17 protein-coding genes are annotated in these 18,613 nt (G+C 64.6%); 12 read left to right on the top strand and 5 right to left on the bottom strand.

The genetic code is table 11. The annotated features are described in order from the left end of the window. Positions 1-28: 28 nt before the first annotated feature. Positions 29-1,300: an ATP-binding protein gene (locus ON00_RS03150; RefSeq protein WP_010403105.1), complete on the bottom strand. Its 1,272-nt coding sequence runs from the start codon at positions 1,298-1,300 to the stop codon at positions 29-31. Between the two features lie 80 nt (positions 1,301-1,380). On the opposite strand from ON00_RS03150, the gene ON00_RS03145 reads away from it, so the two are divergent. From ON00_RS03145 to ON00_RS03125, 5 genes are read left to right on the top strand one after another with little or no spacing between them, the layout of a single operon-like run. Beyond that, complete coding sequence (locus ON00_RS03145; RefSeq protein WP_010403104.1) at positions 1,381-1,773, top strand: hypothetical protein; 393 nt, start codon at positions 1,381-1,383, stop codon at positions 1,771-1,773. A gap of 4 nt (positions 1,774-1,777) precedes the next feature. Continuing rightward, positions 1,778-2,065, top strand: coding sequence for an HPr-rel-A system PqqD family peptide chaperone (locus tag ON00_RS03140; RefSeq protein WP_010403103.1), 288 nt, complete (start codon positions 1,778-1,780; stop codon positions 2,063-2,065). Continuing rightward, positions 2,062-2,922 (top strand): HprK-related kinase A, encoded by an 861-nt coding sequence (locus ON00_RS03135; RefSeq protein ID WP_029622395.1) that lies wholly within the window; start codon positions 2,062-2,064, stop codon positions 2,920-2,922. The genes ON00_RS03140 and ON00_RS03135 overlap by 4 nt, the downstream gene beginning before the upstream one ends. Continuing rightward, a complete protein-coding gene (locus ON00_RS03130) occupies positions 2,907-3,896 on the top strand; it encodes a nucleotidyltransferase domain-containing protein (RefSeq protein ID WP_010403101.1) in 990 nt (329 codons plus the stop codon). The genes ON00_RS03135 and ON00_RS03130 overlap by 16 nt, the downstream gene beginning before the upstream one ends. 50 nt (positions 3,897-3,946) lie before the next feature. Continuing rightward, positions 3,947-4,360: a hypothetical protein gene (locus ON00_RS03125; protein WP_010403100.1), complete on the top strand. Its 414-nt coding sequence runs from the start codon at positions 3,947-3,949 to the stop codon at positions 4,358-4,360. On the opposite strand, the gene ON00_RS03120 is transcribed toward ON00_RS03125, so the two are convergent. Further along, positions 4,353-5,030 (bottom strand): HAD-IA family hydrolase, encoded by a 678-nt coding sequence (locus ON00_RS03120; protein ID WP_010403099.1) that lies wholly within the window; start codon positions 5,028-5,030, stop codon positions 4,353-4,355. The genes ON00_RS03125 and ON00_RS03120 overlap by 8 nt on opposite strands. Positions 5,031-5,091: 61 nt before the next feature. Here ON00_RS03120 and glmU point away from each other — a divergent pair, with 61 nt between their 5' ends. From glmU to ON00_RS03095, 5 genes are all read left to right on the top strand, one after another. After that, positions 5,092-6,462 (top strand): bifunctional UDP-N-acetylglucosamine diphosphorylase/glucosamine-1-phosphate N-acetyltransferase GlmU, encoded by a 1,371-nt coding sequence (gene glmU, locus ON00_RS03115; RefSeq protein ID WP_010403098.1) that lies wholly within the window; start codon positions 5,092-5,094, stop codon positions 6,460-6,462. A 29-nt stretch (positions 6,463-6,491) separates the two neighbouring features. Next, on the top strand, positions 6,492-8,315 hold the full coding sequence (gene glmS / locus ON00_RS03110; protein WP_010403097.1) for a glutamine--fructose-6-phosphate transaminase (isomerizing): 1,824 nt from the start codon (positions 6,492-6,494) through the stop codon (positions 8,313-8,315). Further along, positions 8,312-9,202 carry an ROK family protein gene (locus ON00_RS03105; RefSeq protein WP_010403096.1) on the top strand — a complete coding sequence of 297 codons (891 nt, stop codon included), beginning with the start codon at positions 8,312-8,314 and terminating at the stop codon, positions 9,200-9,202. Before glmS ends, ON00_RS03105 begins: the two co-directional genes overlap by 4 nt. Positions 9,203-9,297: 95 nt before the next feature. Beyond that, positions 9,298-11,202 (top strand): putative bifunctional diguanylate cyclase/phosphodiesterase, encoded by a 1,905-nt coding sequence (locus tag ON00_RS03100; RefSeq protein ID WP_040601845.1) that lies wholly within the window; start codon positions 9,298-9,300, stop codon positions 11,200-11,202. Beyond that, entirely contained in the window at positions 11,199-13,073 is a 1,875-nt protein-coding gene (locus ON00_RS03095; RefSeq protein ID WP_245535525.1) for a sensor histidine kinase, read from the top strand. The genes ON00_RS03100 and ON00_RS03095 overlap by 4 nt, the downstream gene beginning before the upstream one ends. Positions 13,074-13,153: 80 nt before the next feature. Here the strand turns inward: ON00_RS03095 and ON00_RS03090 are convergent, their stop codons facing one another. The 3 genes from ON00_RS03090 to ON00_RS03080 are packed head-to-tail and all read right to left on the bottom strand — an operon-like array spanning position 13,154 to position 15,064. Then, positions 13,154-14,134, bottom strand: coding sequence for a hypothetical protein (locus ON00_RS03090; RefSeq protein WP_010403093.1), 981 nt, complete (start codon positions 14,132-14,134; stop codon positions 13,154-13,156). Positions 14,135-14,183: 49 nt separating this feature from the next. Then, positions 14,184-14,633 (bottom strand): hypothetical protein, encoded by a 450-nt coding sequence (locus ON00_RS03085; RefSeq protein WP_010403092.1) that lies wholly within the window; start codon positions 14,631-14,633, stop codon positions 14,184-14,186. Continuing rightward, positions 14,630-15,064: a copper chaperone PCu(A)C gene (locus ON00_RS03080; RefSeq protein WP_010403091.1), complete on the bottom strand. Its 435-nt coding sequence runs from the start codon at positions 15,062-15,064 to the stop codon at positions 14,630-14,632. Before ON00_RS03080 ends, ON00_RS03085 begins: the two co-directional genes overlap by 4 nt. Before the next feature lie 170 nt (positions 15,065-15,234). On the opposite strand from ON00_RS03080, the gene dnaK reads away from it, so the two are divergent. Continuing rightward, positions 15,235-17,136 (top strand): molecular chaperone DnaK, encoded by a 1,902-nt coding sequence (gene dnaK / locus ON00_RS03075; protein ID WP_010403090.1) that lies wholly within the window; start codon positions 15,235-15,237, stop codon positions 17,134-17,136. 138 nt (positions 17,137-17,274) lie between these two features. Then, positions 17,275-18,390: a molecular chaperone DnaJ gene (gene dnaJ, locus ON00_RS03070; protein WP_010403088.1), complete on the top strand. Its 1,116-nt coding sequence runs from the start codon at positions 17,275-17,277 to the stop codon at positions 18,388-18,390. Positions 18,391-18,613 lie beyond the last annotated feature (223 nt).

Raw genomic sequence — 18,613 nt, 5'->3', positions numbered from 1 at the left:
GCGACCGGCTGCCTGTGTGACATTGACGTTACCGTTTGATGACAGTGGCTTTCGGGTCGGACGTCGATGCTGTTTTGGCCTGATAGGTCTGAACGTGCGCGGGCAGCATGACGGTGACCGTCGTGCCTTTGCCCAAGGTGCTGGTGACGTCGAACCGGCCGCGATGGCGTTCGATGATGTGCTTGACGATGGCGAGACCAAGTCCGGTGCCACCCGCGGCGCGACTGCGGCCCGGATCGACGCGGTAAAACCGTTCGGTCAACCGCGGAAGATGCTCGGGGGCGATCCCGTCGCCTTCGTCGCCGACACTGATGCGCACCGTGCCCGCCGCATCGCGCCACAATTTTACGGTGATCGGCGACCCTGGCCGCCCATATTTCATGGCATTGCCGATCAGATTGTGGAGCACCTGGCTCAATTGGGCACGGTCGCCCGCGACCGGGGGGACGCCAAGGTCGATATCGGTGACAATGTCGCCGCTGCGTTTGTCCTGCGCATCCAGCAATTCGGAGCGGACCTCGCTGATCAACGCGCCCAGATCGACCGCCCGATCGGGCAAGCGGTATTTTTCGGCCTCGATCCGGCTGAGCGAAATGAGATCCTCGACCAGGCGCTGCATACGGCGCGCTTCGTCGAACATGATCTTCAGGAACCGACCGCGAACCTGCGCATCCTCGCCCGCTTTGTCGTCGCCCAGCGTCTCGATATAGCCGAGGATCGACGCGAGCGGGGTGCGCAGTTCGTGGCTGGCATTGGCCACGAAGTCGACTCGCATCCGCTCGGCGGCATAGTTGCCGGTCTGGTCGACCAGTTGGACGATCCGTTGCCCACCGCTGGCGCGGGTGACGTGCATTTCCCAATGCTGGTCCTTCGTGCCCAGCCCGACCAGGTTGATCGGCCCTTGCGGAACCCCGGTGGTGGGGCTGGCCAGACGCTCTGCCGCACCGGGGTGGCGGATGGCGACGCGGACATCCTCGCCGACAATATGCTTGCCGAGCAGCGCCAGGGCGACCGTGTTGGCGTGGGTGACGCGCCCGTCCGCCACGATCAGCACGGGTTGCACGATCGCCTGGATAATCTCCTGCACGTCCGGGGGGCTGGGCTGGCGCACGCTTTCGACCGGACGCAGCATTTCGATCGGTCCGTCGCCGGTGCCCGTTGCCGCCAACGCCGCGGCGATGCCACCGACCAGCGTGATGATCGCGGGCTGCAGATCCCAATCGAGCAAAAAGACCGCGATCGCCGCCACGACCACGAGGGCGATGGCAGTAATCGTTCGAGAGCCGAAACCTTGGAGCATGCGCCGCGCCTTAGCCTAAAGATCGTTAACCCCGATAGCCTTGCTTGCCAGCCTTTTGCGAATGTGAAAGGGCTAGTGCAATGAACGACGATACGCCTGAACTTCCGAACACCACGCGCCGCCGGGCGTTGATGCTTGGCGCGGTCGGTGCAGCGGCGGTGGTGTCGATCCGCCCGGCGCTGGCGTCGACAGCGGCATCGATTTCGACCTGTGAGATTCCGGTGCCGGATTCGGGGCGCGCGGGCAGCTATATCGCCGCCGACGGTACGGTGGTGCCCGCCGGCACGCGGGGTGCGTTCGCGCCGCCTGGCCGACCGTTCAAAGGCGAAGAGGTCAAGACCGCGCTGGCGGGCGGTCAATTGCCCGGCACCAATTACGAGCAGAGCCGCGCCTACACCAATTATATCCGGCGGCTGCAATCGGGGACGAGTGGGTTCACCTGCTTCGCATCGCTGCAAATGCCGCGCGGCTGACGCCGTGGACGATTCCCGTGGCGATATCGTGTATCGCATGGCGCGGCCGGAAACGCTGAAGATCACGCACCTCGACAGCTTCACCGCAGTGTTTCACCGCGCGTCGGGCATCACGCATTTGGTCACGTCGCCCGTACCGGAGATTCTCGCGGCCTTGGGCGAAGCAGGGATGCGGCGGGTCGATTTGATGGCGCGCTTGTCGGTCGATTATCTGCTGGGCGATGCCGACGAAGCGGCGTTGGACGCGCGGCTCGACGAATTGGTGGCAGCCGGTCTGGTCGCGGTCGCATGAGGCATGTGTTTCAGGTACGGATCGGCCCGGTCGGTTTTCGCATCGGCTCCGATTGGCGCGCGCCGATCGCGCAGCTCGAAGCGCTCTATGCCGCTTATCCCAAGCCTGTGGACGGTGTGCCCGATTTCACTGTGCGCCTGTTCGCGGCGCGGTCGTGGCGGCGGGTCGTGCGGCCAGCGGTGATGATTGGCGGCGATTATGTTCTGCCCGAGGCGGCACCGCTTCCGCTCGCGCAAGGGCTGCTCGCCGCCGAAATGGGGATGAATTTGCAGATGGCGCTGGGCCAGCGGCATTTTCTGCTGCTCCACGCTGCCGTGGTCGAGCGCGACGGGCAGGCGCTGATCCTCACCGGCGTGTCGGGCGCGGGCAAATCGACCTTGGCGGCGTTGCTGTCGCTGCGCGGCTGGCGCTTGATGGGCGACGAGTTCGCCTTGCTCGATCCCGCGACAGGCTTGCTGCACGCCTTTCCCCGGCTGGTGAGCCTCAAGAACGCCAGCGTCGCAACCGTCGCTGCCGAAGTGCCGGTCGATCGGCTCGGGCCGGTGCTGGAAGGCACGCCCAAGGGCACTATCCGCCATCTTGTTCCCGATGCGGCGGCGCTGGCGGGGATGGATGTTCCGGCCAGACCCGCGCTGATCCTGTTCCCAAGCTTTGGCTATGAATCGGCGACGCGCGATGTGGCGCAAAGCGAAGTGTTCGTGCGCCTCACCCAGGCCTCGACCAACTATGTCGCAATGGGCGAGCGCGGCTTCGATGCGCTGACCGGGCTGGTGCAAGGCGTACCTGCGCGCGCGATTGACTATCCCGATACCGATGGCGCGATCGCGCTGGTGGAGGCGGCATGGGCCGCGCGCTAGACGGCTGGCTGCTGGCACAGACGCTGCGCGATCCTGGTGGCACGGTGGCGCTGGGTGCGGAGGCATGGACTGCCTTGCTCGCCATTGCCCGCGCCGAACAGATGATCGGGACGCTGGCATGGCGGCTCAATGGCCTGACGGTGCCGCCATCGGTCGCGCATATCCTCGCCGACGCGCGGGCGTCCGCCGAACAAGGGCGGGTGGCGGCTTTGTGGGAGGCGGAGGCGGCGCGGCGCGTGCTGGTGCCGCTCGGCGTGCGTGTCGTTCTGCTCAAGGGCACCGCTTTTGTCGCGGCGGGCTTGCACGCGGGGCAGGGGCGCTCGATCGGCGATCTCGACATTCTCGTGCCGCGCGCGGCGCTGGATGCGGTCGAGGCGGCGCTGCTCGAGGCTGGCTGGGAATGGGTAAAGCCCGATCCCTATGACGATGCCTATTACCGGCAATGGATGCACGAACTGCCACCGCTTATTCACCGCGACCGTGACCGGATGATCGACGTCCACCACACCATCCTGCCGCTGACCGCGCGGATTACCCCGGATGCGGGCGCGCTGCTGGCGGACGCGGTGGAGCTGAAGCCCGGTCTGTGGGCGCTGTCGCCCAATGATATGCTGGCCCATGCAGCAGCGCACCTGTTCGCCGATGGCGATCTGGCGGGCGGCATGCGCAATCTGTGGGACGTGCACTGCCTGATCGCCGAGTTTGGCACCGATGGCCTCGCCGGACGGGCGGCGCAGCATGGCCTGTCGCGCGAAGTGGGGCGGGCGCTGCGGTTGGCGGCGGCGCTGTATGGCGAGGGCGCGCGATTGACTCCGGCTGACCGTCTCTATCTCCGCCGCCTCACCGCGCGCGATGGTTGGGGCAGGGCGACGCGGCCCTTTACGCGCATGGCCTTCTACATCCGTTCGCACTGGCTGCGCATGCCACCCGCGATGCTGGCGCGGCACTTGTGGACCAAGTGGCGCAAAGGCTAGGCTCGCCGGGCGGGGCTGACATAGACCGCCCGCAATTGGGGGATAACGGCATGAAGATGTGGCGTTCTTTGGGTTTCGGCCTCGCTTTGGCGGTCGGGGCGTGCTCGACCGGTAAGGATGTCCCCGCGGCAGAGGCGAGCGTGAAGGCCTTTCACGACCGTTTGGGGGCGGGCCGGATCGACGCGATCGTCGCCAGTTCCGGCCCGGAACTCTCGGCTCCCGAGACCAAGCCACGCTTCACGCAATTGCTGGCGGTGGTCGTCAAAAAACTGGGCCAGCCCAAGGCGGCCAAGCAAGTCGGCTGGAACGACCAGGTGACGACGGGCGGGCATTTCATCACCCTCAACTATGCATCTGACTATGCGCGCGGCAAAGCGGCCGAAACCTTCGCGTTTCGTGTGGTGGACGGCAAGCCGGTGCTGATTGGCTATAACATCAATTCGGACGCGCTTATCCTCAACTGAGGCTGAGTTTTTCGAGCGTCGGCACCAGCGCGTCGAACGAATCGATCACCGCGTCGGCACCCATCTCCTCGACCGGGTGGAGCAGGAAGCCGAAGCTGACCGCGATCCCGGGGATTTCGGCATTCCTCGCGGCCATGATGTCGTAAATCGAATCGCCGACGAAGGCAGCAGTTCCCCCACCGCAGCGCCGGATCATTTCGTCGATCGGGGCGCGGTTGGGCTTGGACAGGCCGGGGCCCAGCGTGTCGCCTCCGATGATCGTCGCGAACCGCTCGCGCAGGCCGAGATCGTCGAGCAGTCGCAACGCGAAGCTTTCGAACTTGTTGGTGACGATCGCCACCGTCACGCCCATCGCGTCAAGCTGGTCCAGAGCGTCGATCACGCCGGGGAAGGGCCGCGTGTGGACCGACAGATGCTCCCCATAATAAGCGAGCATGCGCTTGTAGAGCGGACGGAAGGTGTCGGGCGTACAGCCGCCGGTCGCCTCCAGCCCCTGGGTCAACATGTGCTTGGCCCCGCCGCCGACCATCGTCTTGACTTGCTCGACGCTCAGTAACGGTCGCCCGGCAAAAGCGAGCGTGTGGTTGACCGCGTCGGTCAGATCGCCGCTGCTATCGACCAGGGTGCCGTCGAGATCGAACCCGACGATGGCGAAGGAATTCTTTGTCATGAGCGATTGCCTGACAGCGTTGCTCTGGAAATGGCAAGAGCGTCGTGGCAGGGCAGTCCGCATGGCCACTGCACCCGCACCGAATATCGCCGCCGTCATCCTCGCTGCCGGCAAGGGCACGCGCATGAAATCGGATCTGCACAAGGTGCTGCATCCAATCGCCGGGCACCCGATGTTGCTGCATCTGGCGGAGAGCGTCGCCGCGCTGAAGCCGGAGCGCACCGTCGTCGTGACCGGCGCGGGGCGCGAGCAAGTCGAGGCAGCCGTCGCGCCGCTGGGCATCGTCACGGCATTGCAGGCCGAACAGCTCGGCACCGGCCATGCGGTCGCGCAAGCCGAAGCTGCGCTGGCGGGGTTCGAAGGCGATGTGCTGGTTCTTTATGGCGATGTGCCTTTGGTGTCCTCGGCGACGATGCAGGCGATGGTCGCGCGGCTCCACGCGCCCGATTCGCCCGCCGTGGTGGTGCTCGGCTTCCGCCCTGCCGATCCCGCCGCTTATGGCCGGATCATCGCAGACGAAGCCGGCGTCATCGCCAAGATGGTCGAATATAAGGATGCAAGCGAGGCCGAACGCGCGATTAACCTGTGCAATTCCGGGCTGATGGCGGTGCGCAGCGCCGATCTGTTCGCGCTGCTGGCGCGCGTCGGCAATGATAATGCGGCGGGCGAATATTATCTGCCCGACGTGGTCATGCTCGCCGCCGCCGATGGGCGCGCCTCGGCGGTGATCGAAACGAGCGCGGCGGAAGTCGCCGGAGTCAACAGCCGCGCCGAACTCGCGGGCGTCGAACTGTCCTGGCAACAGGCGCGGCGCACACAGGCGATGGCCGATGGCGCGACGCTGATCGCGCCTGAAACCGTCTGGTTCGCCTTTGATACCGTGCTGGGGCGTGATGTCGTAATCGAGCCCAATGTCGTGTTCGGCCCCGGCGTCAGCGTCGCCGATGGCGTGGTAATCCACGCCTTCTCGCATATCGAAGGCGCGACGATTGGTGCGGGTGCGGAGGTCGGTCCGTTCGCGCGGTTGCGGCCGGGCGCGGTGCTGGGCGAGCATTCCAAGATCGGCAATTTCGTCGAGATGAAGAAGGCTGTGCTTGGCGTGGGTGCAAAGGCCAACCACCTGACCTATCTTGGCGATGCCGAGGTCGGGCCCGGCGTCAATATCGGCGCAGGCACGATCACCTGCAATTATGATGGCTTTTTCAAATACAAAACGGTTATCGGCGCGGGCGCGTTCATCGGGTCTAACTCGGCGCTGGTCGCCCCGGTCACCATCGGTGCGGGCGCGATCGTCGGGGCAGGGTCGGTGATCACCGGCGATGTCGAGGCCGACGCGCTCGCGCTCGCGCGCGGCAAGCAGGAAGCGCGGCCCGGCTGGGGCAAGCGGTTCCGCGACGCAATGATGGCGAAGAAAGCCGCCACCAAGAAATAGCCCGGTCCGGGCAACGGAGAGACGAAACTATGTGCGGTATCGTAGGGATTCTCGGCAAGGGCGCGGTCGCGGACCGGCTGCTCGACGGGCTCAAGCGGCTCGAATATCGCGGCTACGATTCGGCAGGCATGTGCACCGTGCACGATGGCGAATTCGATCGTCGTCGCGCGCCGGGCAAGCTCGTCAATCTCGCCGCCGAACTGGCCAGGGATCCGCTGCCCGGCGACAGCGGCATCGCCCACACCCGCTGGGCGACGCACGGCGCGCCGACCGTCGACAACGCCCACCCGCATATCGTGGGCGACGTGGTGCTGGTCCACAACGGCATCATCGAGAATTTCAAGCCGCTGCGCGATGAGTTGATCGCCGAGGGGCGGCAGTTCAAGTCGCAGACCGACACCGAAGTCGTCGCCCACCTAATCGACCGCGAATTGTCGCGCGGGTTCAAGCCACGTGAAGCGGTCGCCAACGTCCTCCCGCGCCTGCACGGCGCGTTCGCGCTGGGCGTGATGTTCAAATCCGAGCCGGATCTGCTGATCGGCGCGCGGCTCGGCGCGCCGCTCACCGTCGGGTACGGCGATGGCGAGAATTTCATCGGTTCGGACGCGCTCGCGCTTGCACCGCTGACCCAGCGTATCGCCTATCTCGAAGAGGGCGATTGGGCGGTCGTTAAGCGCGAAGCGGTGCAGGTCTATGACAAGGACAACAATCCGGTCACGCGCCCGATCGTCAATTCAGGTGCCTCGGGCCAGTTGATGGACAAGGGCAACCACCGCCACTTCATGCTCAAGGAAATTTACGAGCAACCGGTGGTCGTCGCTCAAACGCTGCGCAGCTATTTACGGCCCTTGGAAGAGCGCGTGGCGTTGCCTGACATGGAGTTCGATCTCGCCTCGGTCGAGCGCGTCGCGATCGTCGCGTGCGGCACCGCGTCTTATGTCGGCATGATCGGCAAATATTGGATCGAGCAGCTCGCGCGCGTGCAGGTCGAAGTCGATGTCGCTTCCGAATTCCGCTATCGTGATCCGGTGCTCACCCCCAACATGCTGGGCGTGGTCATCTCGCAATCGGGCGAGACCGCCGACACCCTGGCGGCGCTGCGCCACATGAAGGCGGCGGGGTTGACCACGGCGGGCATCATCAACGTTCCGACCAGCTCGATGGCGCGCGAAGTCGATCTGCTTTTGCCGACCCATGCCGGCCCCGAAATCGGCGTCGCCTCGACCAAAGCGTTCACCTGCCAGCTTGCCGTCATGGCGGCGCTTGCGGTCAACCTCGCCCGCGCCAAGGGGCAACTGACGCCCGAGGCCGAGCGCGACATCGTCCACCACCTGCAGGAAGTGCCGGAGGCGATGAGCCGCGCGATTGCGCATGACGAAGAAATCGCCGCGATGGCCCCCAAGATCGCGGCGGCGCGCGACGTGCTCTATCTGGGGCGTGGTCCTGATTATCCTCTGGCGCTGGAAGGTGCGCTGAAGCTGAAGGAAATCAGCTACATCCATGCTGAAGGCTATGCCTCGGGCGAGATGAAGCACGGGCCGATCGCCTTGATCGACGATACCGTGCCGCTGATCGTGCTCGCGCCCTCCGGCCCGTTGTTCGACAAGACCGTCAGCAACATGCAGGAAGCCCAGGCGCGCGGCGCGCTGGTCGTGCTCATCTCGGATGCGGACGGGATTGCGCAGGCAGGCGAAAACACTATTGCGACGATCGAAATGCCCAAGGTTCATCCCATCATCGCCCCGCTCGTCTACGCCGTGCCGGTGCAATTGCTCGCTTACCATGTCGCCGTTGCCAAAGGCACCGACGTCGATCAGCCCCGCAACCTCGCCAAGTCGGTGACCGTGGAATGACGGCACCGTTGATTGCCGGGGTCGAACTGGGCGGGACCAAGTGCATTTGCGTGCTCGCCAGCGGCCCCGATGATGTGCGCGATCGCGTCCAGATCCCGACCACCACGCCCGAGGAAACACTTGGTGCTGTGGAAACCGTACTGCGCGGCTGGTCGCACTATGATGCGCTCGGCATTGCCAGTTTCGGCCCGGTCTCGCTCGATCGCACCGCGCCCGATTACGGCTCGATTACCGCGACCACCAAACCGGGCTGGTCGAACACCGATGTCGGCAAACGGCTCGCCAGCATTGGCCTGGTGCCGACCGGTTTCGACAGCGACGTCAACGGCGCGGCCCTGGGGGAGGGGCGTTGGGGCGCGGCGCAAGATGTCGCCGACCATGCCTATATCACTGTCGGCACCGGGGTCGGCGTCGGCCTGGTGCTGGGCAACGCGCCCGTTGCCGGGCTGACCCATGCTGAACTCGGCCATATCCGCCCGGTTCGTCTGGCAGGCGATAGCTGGGGCGGGAGTTGCCCGTTCCACGGCGATTGTATTGAAGGGCTCGTCTCAGGCACCGCGATCCGCGCCCGTACCGGTGCGGGCGCGGAGACGCTGGCCGAGGATGATCCGGTGTGGGAGGGCGTCGCCCATACGCTCGCGCAATTGTGCCACACGCTGGTGCTGACCGGCATCCCGCGGCGGATCGTGATGGGCGGCGGCGTGATCGTCGGCATTCCGCATTTGCTCCCGATGATCCGCACCCGACTGGAAGCGAGCCTTGGGGGCTATGTGGCGGCGCGCGGGCTGCTGCCGATCGACGCCTATGTCGTGCCGGCCGCGCTTGGCGGCATGGCCGGGCCGCTCGGCGCGATCGAACTGGGCGCGCGCGCCCTCGCTGGGGCCTGATGTCGGTAACGTCGTTTACGGCCCTTTAACCGTGTCCGCTTAGGTCGTTGCAGCGGGCTGTTATGCCCGGTGATTTTGCGACTGGCGGTGCTTACATGCGAATTCTGATCGTCGATGACGAACCGGCCATGCACGATAGCTACCGGCGCAGCTTCGCGCCGGTCGCCGCTGCCACGGGCCTGCTCGATGCAATGGCGGCGGAATTGTTCGGCGACGATGAGGATGCGACCGCGCCGGACGAGGCCGGGCCCGATTTCACGCTGGCGCACTGCATGCAGGGGCTGGATGCCGTCGCGGCGGTCGAGGCCGCGATCCGCGACGGGGATCCGTTTGCGGTCGCCTTTATCGACGTACGGATGCCGCCGGGCATCGACGGCAAGGAAACCGCCGTGCGCATCCGCGCGCTCGACCCTAATATCAATCTCGTCATCGTGACCGGCTATTCCGACTTTTCGCCGGTCGAAATCTCCAAGGCGGCGGGGCCGGCCGACAAGATCTTCTACATCGCCAAGCCGTTCGAAGTCGCCGAGGTGACGCAAATGGCGAGCGCGCTGGCGCATCGCTGGCAGGGCGACCGCGAACTGGCCGAAGCGCGCGAAGTGCTCGCGGCGCAAGTCGTGCAGTTGCAGGAGCAGGGCCACGAACTCGCCGCGAATGAAAGCCGTGCGATCCATATGGCGAACCACGATTCGCTGACCGAAGCCCCCAATAGGCTGGCGTTCCGCCGGGCGCTGACCGACCGCGCGCGCACCGATTCGCGCTTTGCGGTGGCGATGGTCGATCTCGATCGTTTTAAGCTGGTCAACGACACGCTCGGCCACCTGGCTGGCGACGAACTGATCCGCAAAATCTGTTCGGTATTGCAGGCCAATGTGCCAGCGGGCGGCATGGTCGCGCGGCTTGGCGGGGACGAATTCGGGCTGATGTTCGATACGCCCGGTGTCCAGGCGGCGGAAATGGATTGTACGCGCGTGCTGAAGGCCTGTTCGGGCACGTTCAAGGTGCTGGGCAATACGGTGCAGGGTGGTGCGTCGATCGGCTTGATCGTGACCGAGGCCGGCGAATCGCGCGACCCGACCGATCTCATGCGCCGCGCCGATTTGGCGCTCAACGACGCCAAGCGCGACGGGCGCGGCGTGGTGCGCGTGTTCGATGAAAGCATGGATGAAAACATCCGCCTCCGCCGCGCGATCGAGGGTGGTCTTTCGCAAGCGATTGCCAAGGGCGAACTGAGCCTCGTTTACCAGCCGATCGTTGGGCGCGAAGCGTTCGAGGTGGTCGGCTTCGAGGCGCTGCTGCGCTGGAACACCGAGGATCACGGGCCGATTTCGCCCGCCGTGTTCATCCCGATCGCCGAGGAATCGAACCTCATTCACGAACTGGGCGATTGGGTGCTGGCCGAATCGCTCAAGGTGCTCGCTGAATGGCCGGGCCAATATGTCTCGGTGAACTTTTCACCGCGTCAGTTCCGCCGCCATAATTTCGTTGGACGGCTGGTCGAGAGCGTACAGCACGCCGGGATCGACCCGCGTCGCGTGCAGATCGAAATTACCGAGACCGCGATTTTCGACGATGCCGATCGCGCTGCCGATACGCTCTACAAGCTGCGCCAGATGGGCTTTCGCATCGCGCTGGATGACTTCGGAACGGGCTATTCGAGCCTGTACAATATCCGCAAATTCGCGCTCGATTGCCTCAAGATCGACCGCAGTTTCATCGACGGCATGGGCCGCGAGCGCGAGAGCGCCGCGATCGTCCATTCGATCATCCACCTGGGCCGCGCGCTCGGGCTTGGTGTGGTTGCCGAAGGCGTCGAGACCGAAACCCAGTTGCAGGCACTGCGGGTTGCGGGCTGCAGCCATATGCAGGGCTATTTCTTCTCGCGTCCGGTCGCGCAAGAGCGCGCGAAAGAGATTGCCGAGGCGCGCTTCATCGCGGTTCCCGGCGTGCTCGACGTGCCGGCCGACATACCCGAGCTGGGTAACGGGACGCACGGATGACGGGCAGCATGATCCGTGCCGCGCGCGGCCGGATCGGACGATGGCGCGGGCGCGGCTCGCTCGGTGTCAAGCTCGTCCTGATCCTGACTGCGGTCGGCCTCGCCGGTTCGCTGGCGCTTACCTTGCTGCTCGCCAGCGTTATTGTCCCGAGCTTCAACCAGCTTGAGGCGAAGTCGATCGATGCCCAAGTCGAGCGCACGCACGCCGCGCTGGGCGATTTCGCGACCAAGGTCGAGAATGCGGTGCGCGATTATGGCGATTGGACCGCAAGCTACACCTATATGGCGCATCCGACGCCGGAATTTGAGCGCGAGAGTTTCTCGACGCTGGCGATGGCCAATCTCAATGTCGATGGCATGGCCTATATCGGGAATGACGGGCGGATCGTGATCGCGCGCTGGCGCGATCTCGCGCGCGGGCTGGACCGGCTCGATCGCCGCGATGCCTTTGCGGCGGCGCTGGTCCGTACCGATTTCAAACGGTTCCTGGGGGCGAAAAGCTCAGGCCATTATTACCTCCGCCTGGGCGATGAACTGGCGGCGATCGGCGTGGCCAAGGTGCGACGCAGCGACGGCACTGGCGATCCGCACGGCTATGTGGTGATGGCGCGGCGCATCACGTCGCGGGCGCTGTCGGAGGTGCTGCAATTGCGCGCCACGATCGATCTGGCCAATACGCCCGACGCCAACCGGATCGTCGCCGCCAACGCGACGATGCGCATCGCCGTGCCAATCCAGGGCGCGGACGGGCATGCCGTCGCCAGCGCCGCCTTCACCGTGCCGCGCGATGTGTCGGTGCTGGGACAGCGGATGCTGCTGCTCGCGGTGACCGGCGCGATCGTCTTGCTGCTGGGCGTGTTGGTGATGCTGCGGCGCATGATCACCCGTTTGGTGCTGCGCCCGCTCGCGCGGGTCGAGGGGCACATGCAGATGGTGCGGTCCTCGGGCACGTTGGGATTGCTGCCCGATGAGGCGCGCCGCGACGAGATCGGCTCGCTTGGCAAGAGTTTCAACGCGATGCTGCAGCAATTGAAGGATCTGCGCGAGCAGTTGGAAGTGCAGAGCTTCGCTCTGGGCAAGAGCGAGAGCGCGGTGGCGGTGATGCACAATGTCCGCAACGCGCTCAATCCGATCAGCACGATCCTGAGCCAGGGCATGGCGCAACCGGCCCCGGTCGATCGCGCGGTGCTGGAGCGCGCGGTGGCGGAACTGGCCAAGGACGATCTGCCCGCGCCGCGCCGCGCGAAGCTGATCGCCTTCGTCTCGGCGGCGATCGAAGCGGAAAGCGCGGATCGCGCGCACCGCCGCGACCAACTCCAGATCGGGCGCGAGGCGATGAGCCATGTGCTGGAAATCATCGGCGAACAGCAAAGCGCCGCGCACGAGCGCCCGGCGGTCGAGCCGTGCGACGTCACCGAAATCATCGCCAAGAACGCGACCATCGCGCGCTATTCGGGCAGCGTCTCGATCGCATTCAGCTTTCCGGCGCAGCCCTGTTACGTGCTCGCCAGCCGCATCATCTTGAGCCAGGTGATCGGCAACCTGTTCTCCAACGCCGCCGATGCGATTGCCGCCAAAGGCACCGCCAGCGGTTCGATCTCGGTTTCGATCGAGGAGCAAGGCGACACCGCGCGAATCGCGATTTGCGACGATGGCGAGGGTTTTGCCGCAGATGCGACGCCGACGCTGTTCCAGCGCGGATTTTCGACGCGCCGCCACAAATCGGGGGGGCTTGGCCTGCATTGGTGTGCCAATTCGATGGCGGCAATGCACGGCACGCTCCGGCTGGAGAGCGAAGGTCCGGGCCGGGGGGCTGTCGCCGTGCTCACGCTGGGGCTCGCCCCGCGCGCTGCGAGCGAGATCGCGGCGTAAGGGCTGACTGCGACGCTGAAGGCCGCAAGGTCACGCGGAACATGGATCGTTTTTGATACCGGTTCCGGGCCGTCAGCGGGTTAGCTCGGAGAAAGTCCGGTCGCCTTTCCTGCAAAGTCGAGTATCGTTGGCAATGCACCGGCCAGTGTCGGGGCGAGAACCACCAATACTTTGCCGAGGGCGGGAAGCAAGCCCGCGTCGAGCAGGGGTGCCGTCTTCCCGTCGCTCGGCGTTTGCGGCGTGCCCGTTGCCCGTGCATCCAGAATCGTGGCTGCGGGGATCGCAAAGAGGGCAATCACGATGGAACCGCTGACTCCAGTAAAGACCGCCCAGGCATCGACCTGATGACTCATTGCGTCCGCCACGGCTGGCGTCGCCGCGATGAGCGTCCAGCGCATCCACGCAATCTGGAACAGGAGCGAAATGACCAGCAGTCCCGCCGCCGCGTTGACATAACTGCGCAAGCGAAGGCGCTGGTGGAGGAGAAACGCATACGCTTCTTCTCCCGTTAGCGGCTTGATGGATTCCACCAGCGAGGAGATGCCGCCGGTCACGACAATACCGGCAGCGACCATGAAGGCTATTCTATCGCACACCGCCAAAACCTGGAACTTGTAAAGCAGACTATTATCGGGGACGCCCTGCATTGACCCGAACAAGCCAACAGCTTTCGGCAAAAGGTCACCTCCCGGCTGGGCGCTGGTTGGCACCAGCAGGTAGCCGCCGGTTACCCAGAGCGCGCCCACCAAGATACCACCGCCATACCAACGCAAAATCCAGCCGAGCATTTCTGGGCCGAACTCGGTGCGGAGATCTTCAATAAAACGCAGCACAATCAGGTAGGACAGGCCAAACCCTGCCAGGGCCGCAGCGATTACGAACAGGCGGCTCGTGGCTTCGGTTTGCTGTCCTGCGGAGTCAAGGGCAGCTAATATCGGTACCTCTCCCTGCCACGCGAAGATCCATCCCAGCATATCGCTAAGAAAGAATACGCCAATCGAAGGCAGTGCCAGTAGCGTTACTGCCAAAGAGATGCGGGTATCGTCGATTTCTTTCATCATGCCCCCCCTGCAGTCAATATTACAGGTTGTCGGGCTGCGGGCAATTATTTCAAAACGGCAAAATACTCTCATAGGTCGCCAGCGGGAGCGCCCCGCGCACGAAGCCGCCGTGGCGCAGCACGAAGGTGTGCCGCACGATCTCCGCCTGCTGCTCGATACCGTAGCGGTGCAGCGGCAGGCCTGGCTGGATGGCATAGTGGTAGCGACAGAAGGGATGACGGCGCAGCGGCAGGAAAATCCCGCACTGGCTTTGCCAGATATGCGTCAATTCGTGGATCAGGAGCCCCTGATCGTCGAGGTCCCCGCACGAGAAGTCCGCACGGTAGCGTGTGCCTGCCGGATGAAAGTGGATCGTGCCGGTCGGGGCCATCACCGTTTCGCGCGGCTGAAAGAACGCCCATTTGCGTTGCTCCAGCCGTATCGGCGCATAGTCGATCGCATCGCCAAACACGCTACGGGCGAGCGCGACCTCGCCCGCCGTCAAGGTACGGCTGGTCACTCGGTCGGGGCAGGGGCCCCTGCGGCGATGGTCGGTGCGTCGTATAGCACGCGCTGGTTGTTGGAGAAGGTGAAGGTCAGCGTGACCGCGCGGCCCGGTTTGATCCCCGGATTCATATCGAACAACATCACATGCTTGCCGCCGGGTTTGAACACGGTGGTGGAGGCAGCGGGGATCGCCAGGTCGCCGATCGGCTTCATCGTCGCCATGTTTCCCGACGTCATCGATTCGTGCAGTTCGCTCTTCACCGAGACATCGCTGCTGACCGAAAGGAGCGTGGTGTCGGCGGGGCCGCCATGGATGGTGAAATAGGCGGCAGCGGGACGGCTGGGAATCGCCGCGAGCCGCACATACCCCTTATCGACCGACAGCACCGGCGGCTGGCTGCAGCCCCCCATGGCAAGCGCGGTCAACACCAGAATTTTTCGCATTTGCAACCACCTTCTCCCGCTTTGGGAACTTATCGCGCCACTCTACGTGCGGCGAAATCTTGCGACAAGCGAAAGCCCCCCTATATCGCCGGAGTGAAGTGTCGCGTCGCTTATCCTAAGGGCGCGGCGGAACGGCAATTTTTTTGACAGACGGGGGCCCCAGAGGACCAATGGCAAAAGTAATCGGAATCGATCTCGGCACCACCAACAGCTGCGTCTCGGTGATGGAGGGCGGCAAGCCCAAGGTCATCGAAAACGCCGAGGGCGCGCGCACCACGCCGTCGATCGTCGCCTTCGCCAAGGATGGCGAGCGACTGGTCGGCCAGCCTGCGAAGCGCCAGGCGGTGACCAACCCTGAAAACACCATCTTCGCGGTGAAGCGCTTGATCGGTCGTCGCTTCGACGATCCCATCACCAAGAAGGATACCGAACTGGTCCCGTACAAGATCGTGCGCGGCAACAATGGCGACGCATGGGTCGGTGCTGGCGGCAAGGAATATTCGCCGTCGCAGATCTCGGCCTTCACGCTCCAGAAGATGAAGGAAACCGCCGAGGCCTATCTCGGAGAGACGGTCACCCAGGCGGTCATCACCGTTCCGGCCTATTTCAACGACGCGCAGCGCCAGGCGACCAAGGACGCCGGGCAGATCGCCGGTCTCGAAGTGCTCCGCATCATCAACGAGCCGACGGCAGCCGCGCTCGCTTATGGGCTCGACAAGGACACTAACAAGACGATCGCGGTCTATGACCTTGGCGGCGGCACCTTCGACATCTCGATCCTCGAGATTGGCGATGGCGTGTTCGAAGTGAAGGCCACCAACGGCGATACCTTCCTCGGCGGCGAAGATTTCGACAACAAGCTGCTGAATTTCCTGTCGGATGACTTCAAGAAGGCTGAAGGAATCGATCTCACCAAGGACAAATTGGCGCTCCAGCGTCTGAAGGAAGCCGCCGAAAAGGCGAAGATCGAGCTGTCCTCGGCCGCCACGACCGAAGTCAATTTGCCGTTCATCACGGCTGACGCGACGGGCCCCAAGCATCTCGTCAAGTCGATCTCGCGCGCCGATCTGGAGCGTCTGGTCGATGACCTCATCCAGCGCACGCTCGAGCCGTGCCGCAAGGCGATGGCCGATGCCGGCGTCAAGGCGGCGGACATCAGCGAAGTGGTGCTGGTCGGCGGCATGACCCGCATGCCCAAGGTGCGCCAGGTGGTGAAGGACTTTTTCGGCAAGGAACCGCATTCGGGCGTCAACCCCGATGAGGTCGTGGCGATGGGTGCCGCCATCCAGGCAGGCGTGCTGCAGGGTGACGTCAAGGACGTGCTGCTGCTCGACGTGACGCCGCTGTCGCTCGGCATTGAGACGCTGGGTGGCGTGTTCACCCGCATGATCGACCGCAACACCACGATCCCGACCAAGAAGTCGCAAACCTATTCGACCGCAGACGACAACCAGCAGGCGGTTACCATCCGCGTGTTCCAGGGCGAGCGCGAAATGGCGGCGGACAACAAGATGCTCGGCCAGTTCGACCTGGTCGGCATTCCGCCGGCACCGCGCGGCGTGCCGCAGATCGAAGTCACCTTCGACATCGACGCTAACGGTCTGGTCAATGTGTCGGCCAAGGACAAGGGCACCGGCAAGGAGCAGCAGATCCGCATCCAGGCCTCGGGTGGTCTGTCGGAGCGCGACATCGAGCAGATGGTGCGCGATGCCGAGCAGTTCGCCGAGGACGACAAGAAGCGCCGCGATGCCGCCGAAGCGAAGAACAACGCCGAGAGCCTGGTTCACACGACCGAGCGCCAGCTCGCCGAAAATGGGGACAAGGTCGACGCCGCGCTGAAGGGCGAGATCGAGGCCGCGATCGCCGCGACCAAGACCGCCGTCGAAGGTGGCGATCCCGAAGCGATGAAGGAAAAGGCAGGCGCACTCGCGCAGGTCGCGATGAAGCTGGGCCAAGCGATCTACGAGAAGCAGGCGCAAGCCGAAGCTTCGCCAAGCGCTGACGCAGCCGAAGCGCCCAAGGAAGACGTGGTCGACGCGGAATTCTCCGAAGTCGACGATCACAAGGCGTAAGATACTATCTCCCTCTCCCCTTATGTGGGGAGAGGGTCGGGGAGAGGGGCCGTGCTGCGATGCAGATCGCACTGCGGCTTCCTCATAATTCCCTCTCCCAAACCCTCTCCCGCTCGGGACAGGGCCTAGAGGCGCAAGATGAGCACTGAAGTCGATTTCTACGAATTGCTGGAATGCGAGCGCGATGCCGATGAAGGCACGCTCAAATCCTCGTATCGTCGCTTGGCAATGCGCTATCACCCCGACAAGAATCCGGGATGCAACGATTCCGAGGCGCGCTTCAAGGCGATCAGCGAAGCCTATGACTGCCTGAAGGACCCGCAAAAGCGCGCGGCCTATGATCGCTATGGCCATGCCGCGTTCAAACAGGGCGGCGGTGGCGGCGGCGGCCCGCAGGATTTCAGCGCCTTTTCGGATATCTTCGAGAATATCTTCGGCGAATTCATGGGTGGCCAGCGTGGCGGTGCCAGCGGCCCAAGGCGTGGTGCCGATTTGCGCTACGACATGGAAATCACGCTGGAGGAAGCGTTCCACGGCAAATCCACCGACATCACCATCGACGTCACCGGTGTGTGCGACGTGTGCAACGGCACCGGCGCGACCAAGGGTACGGCGGCTAAGACCTGCAATACCTGTCACGGCCACGGCAAAGTGCGCGCGCAGCAAGGTTTCTTTGTGGTCGAGCGCACCTGCCCGACCTGCCACGGTGCCGGCCAGACCATTTCCGATCCGTGCGGCAATTGCCGGGGCGAAGGCCGCGTCGAAAAGACCAAGACGCGCACGGTCAACATTCCGCCCGGCGTCGATGAGGGTACGCGCGTGCGCCTCACCGGCGAAGGCGAGGCCGGGATGCGGGGTGCTCCTCCGGGCGACCTCTATATCTTCCTGCACGTCGCGCGGCATCCGCTGTTCCAGCGCGAGGGCACGACGTTGTTTGCGCGTGCGCCGATCAGCTTCACCACGGCAGCACTGGGCGGGGATATCACCATTCCCGGGCCCGATGGTGTGGAGCACACGATCAAGATTCCAGCCGGCACGCAGTCGGGGCGCGAATTGCGGCAGCGTGGTGCCGGGATGCCGGTGCTGCAAGGGCGTGGGCGCGGTGATCTGGTGATTCGCATCGAGGTGGAAACCCCGACCGGCCTGAGCTCGCGTCAGCGCGAATTGCTCGAGGAATTCCGCGCGACCGAAACCGGCAAGGAATGCCCGCAGACCAGCGGCTTCTTCAAGAAGATGAAAAGCGCCTGGGGTTAAGGGGCGAACCCGGCGCTATCACCCGTCACCCCGGGCTTGTCCCGGGGTCCGCCGGGAACACTAACCGCACGCGCAGGATTTGCGGCACGGTGGACCCCGGCACAGGGCCGGGGTGACGGTGGGATGTTTGGCGGACGCCTTCCGCTAAAGATGTGAAAATCTGCTCTCAACCCCACAGCCCTGGCCGCCCCGTCAAGAAGAAGGGGCGGGTGGGCCGATGGGT

Source organism: Sphingomonas echinoides ATCC 14820 (genome assembly GCF_000241465.1).
In the GTDB taxonomy this organism is placed as follows: domain Bacteria; phylum Pseudomonadota; class Alphaproteobacteria; order Sphingomonadales; family Sphingomonadaceae; genus Sphingomonas; species Sphingomonas echinoides.
Note: the sequence above shows the minus strand (reverse complement) of the source record. Positions and strands in the feature narration are given on the sequence as shown.